The 3,630-nt window shown below is 38.8% G+C and carries 3 protein-coding genes; 1 reads left to right on the plus strand and 2 read right to left on the minus strand.

Translation table 11 applies throughout. From position 1 onward, the window contains the following. The coding region (locus ABYB02_RS15565) for a UDP-N-acetylglucosamine O-acyltransferase (protein ID WP_372763312.1) at window positions 1-474 on the plus strand (474 nt) is incomplete at its 5' end. 62 nt (window positions 475-536) lie between these two features. On the opposite strand, the gene ABYB02_RS15570 is transcribed toward ABYB02_RS15565, so the two are convergent. Beyond that, on the minus strand, window positions 537-2,513 hold the full coding sequence (locus ABYB02_RS15570) for an RICIN domain-containing protein (protein ID WP_372763313.1): 1,977 nt from the start codon (window positions 2,511-2,513) through the stop codon (window positions 537-539). 566 nt (window positions 2,514-3,079) lie between these two features. Continuing rightward, window positions 3,080-3,630 (minus strand): ATP-binding cassette domain-containing protein (locus ABYB02_RS15575; RefSeq protein WP_372763314.1); only part of this gene is annotated, 551 nt, incomplete at its 5' end.

Genomic DNA, 3,630 nt, shown 5'->3' on the forward strand with positions numbered 1-3,630 from the left:
CAAGGCGTTACTAAAATTGGTAGTAATAACTTATTTATGGCTTATACACACGTTGCACATGACGCGGTAATTGGCGATAACGTAATTTTTGCTAACAACGCAAGTGTGGCTGGTCATGTACATGTAGGCGATTGGGTTATCTTAGGTGGTAATTCGGGAGTTCATCAGTTTTGTAAAATCGGCGCACATGCCTTTATTGGCATGTATTCTGGTGTTAACAAAGATGTACCACCATTTGTTACTACCATTGGTATGCCAGCAGGCCCTGCAGCTATCAATAAAGAAGGCATGAAACGCCGTGGTTTTGAAAGTGACGAAATTATGGCTGTACGCCGTGCATATAAAGCATTTTATCGTAAGAGCCTAGGTGCTGAAGAAGCTATTGAGTCGCTTAGTGAAGATGCTGCAAAGTACCCTGCAGTGCAGTTGATGATCGACTTTGTTAAAGGTTCTGAGCGCGGTATTGTAAGATAACGGCTTCTTAATTAAAAAAACCACCTTAGAGAAATCGAAGGTGGTTTTTTATTATTTAAAGTTTACTGTCGCGTTAGTTCAAACATTTGATTTTCAGATCCAGCGCTGCAAGTCCATTGCAATAAATTTGCCCCGTCATTTGCTTTATTTCCCTCAACATCAAAACAAAGTTCACTATTACGATTTATTATCCGCCATTTTCCTGTACCAGCGGCTTGGAATCTAAATTGTTGATTATAACTACCGGTATATGTGTACAGAGCAATGTTTGCACCATTAACCGTTGAATTAGCGGCTACATCAAGGCTCTTTGATGGAGCATTAACTGGTGAAATTCTATGCCAAATACCATCGACCGTTGATATATTGAATTTTTGACAATCGTTATTCAACCATGACCATTGCGATATGTTAGCACCATTGCCATTTGCACAATTAGCTACATCAAGTGATTTAGCACTGTGCTTAGGTGTAACCCTGTATACGCCATTAACTAGGGTATTAGTGACTGAACTACCTGAGTCGTTATAGCCATTGTAAACCTCAAATTCAACAACTCTCGGTGTTGAGTTTGAAGAGTTAATAACAAAACTGACTTTTGACAAATTTACACTCGAAAAGGTGATTACATTAGGTACAGCCCCGCCATTAGCGAGCGTTGTGCCTGTATCGTAATTAACCAGCGACCATGAAGTAATATTTCCTTGAGCACCTGACGCTTCAATAATCTTTACTGCATTAATTGTCGTATTTAAGTTTTTAATATTTATTGTGCCAGTAGAGGAATTTGGCGACCAGTAAGTGGATGTATCTCCATCTTTAACATTACCATAACTTGTACCGCTGGCTTTAGAGCTGCCATCTACACCTGCAGCCAAAGCAAGATTTTCCCCTGAAGGAGTCGGCTCAGGTGGATTTGTTGGATCAGTAGGCTCAGTTGGATCTGTGGGCTCAGTCGTACCACATTCACCATTGGACTCTTTTAAGCCCTTATTTGCACCTGCGGTTGCTGCAATAATTGCAGGAACACACTGAGTATTATCCAGTTGATAGTTATAAGGTATGCTAATAGAAGTAGTTGATGAAGGATTTGGGCCTGCAGGGTGAAGCTTACTTTCATCTTCAGACCAATCAATATTGTCCCAGATATTACCGCTTACTTGCCAATATCCCATATCGTTAGTGTAAAAAGTACCAAGTGGGTCTTTAGAGTCTTGAAAGTAGTTATTTTCAGCGCGCATCTTACCACCTATGCGTGGATTCATCCCAGATGACTGTATGCCACTATAGTAGTTATTATAAGCATGGGCTGTTGCGTGTCTGAGTAAAGGTGTTCGTGAATTTATATTTTGATAGTAGTTATGATGAAATGTTACTGGGCCATTAGCATCATCGCTGTCGCTTGAGCCAACCAAACCACCTCGACCTGAATTACGCAAAATACTATAAGATAAAGTTACGTATTTTGTATTATTTTTCATATCAAAAAGTGCATCATAGCCACTGCTTTCACCACCACTTGCTTCAAGTGTTACATGGTCAACCCATACATTTCGAACATTAGATTCCATACCAATTGCATCACCTCCGTTTGAGGTTGGTGAGCCTGATTTTTTTACATTTCGGACATGAACATTTTGAATAATAATGTTTGACGAAGAACGAATATGGATACCGAGTTGGTCAAATAAAGCACCACTGCCAACACCAATAATAGAAACGTTACTAATTTCTTTTAGTTCAATTAAGTCAGGACCAGTGTTACAGCTATCACCAGATACTTTGCTTGTATTACCATGATTAATTGTGCCTTCAACTTGAATGATAATTGGTGTATCACTCGATGCACGATTACATAAAGCTTGGTGTATTTGGGTTCCTGTTGTTGCATATACAACATCACCACCGGCACCACCTGTTGTATTACCGTTTGTTGAAGCATATCCAGATGCATTTGCAGCTAGGGCACTGCCGCCATAAATCGCGGCTAATATTGCAGTTGTGTGTAAAGAGTATTTTAAAATATTAGTTTTTTTCATTTTAACTCCAATTAAAATGGTTTTCAGTGTAAAACTTTTGTATTTAAGACTGCAGTGATCATTAACAAGTTTTATTCTTGAACCACAAATGCCACCGGTGGCATATTCACTTTAAATAATAATAATAACAATAAGTAAAAAGGATTAGATGGAGCGATCTTTTTTGTAATAATTAATTTACAATAAAATAACATATAAATATCATGCATTTAAGAAAGTGTGTATATTTGTAATCACAGCCTTTTTTTTGTAATCAACTAAGAAATACTTCATTTTGGGCCTGTTTATCTTTCGAGGCTGAACTTACAGCAGTAAGCTTGGTGTTTAGACAAGACAGGGCCTATGTAGTGCGGTGTTCCCCATAAATAGGCGATAACGTAGAATAAATGCCAAACATGTGCTGCCCGTACGGTTTTGCTCAGGGGCAATTTAATTTGTTAAATTGCTCAAAAATTTATGCAGGTTGGTTTAAGCGGTACTGTTCAACTGAAAAACTAAAAATGGAATTGTTACTTAACCTGAACCCTGGTTAAAGGATTTATTATCCAAAGTTCAGGTGACTTTAACTAAAACCGAGTAGTGAGCGCCACATAGTTGGGATAAGTGCCACTGAGCTCTTTATGAGAGCCTTGCGCAACTACTTTGCCGTCTTCTAACCACACAACATTATCCATTTGAGCAAGTAGAGCGGGATCGTGCGTAATTGTCAGCACGCTCGCGTTATCCATAACATGCATTATTGCTTGCATTACTCCTTGCTTAGATTGATTATCAAGACCTTCTGTTGGTTCATCAAGAACCAAAATAGCAGGGTTTTTAAGTAATGCTTGTGCAATAGCTATACGCCTAGATTGACCTTGCGACACGTTACGCCCGCCAGTGCCTAATCGTGTTTTTAAACCTTCTTTTAGTTCATTAAACCATGGGCTTAATTGAGCTAATGCGAGCGCTTCAATCATTTGCTCTTTAGTTGCATTTGGCGCGGCATAACGTAAGTTTTCACTTAATGTGCCATCAAAAATATGGTGCTGCTGGGCGAGTATATTTATAACATTTGCGCGTATATCATTATTTAACGAATGTAAGTCAACAACGCTATTTTGATTGTTTAGCGCTA

Source organism: Pseudoalteromonas sp. (assembly GCF_041613455.1).
Lineage (GTDB): Bacteria > Pseudomonadota > Gammaproteobacteria > Enterobacterales > Alteromonadaceae > Pseudoalteromonas.

What these genes read in the sequence shown, in the direction of transcription:
- ABYB02_RS15570 (WP_372763313.1), bottom strand. Translation starts at nt 2,513, where the DNA reads ATGAAAAAAACTAATATTTTAAAATACTCTTTACACACAACTGCAATA.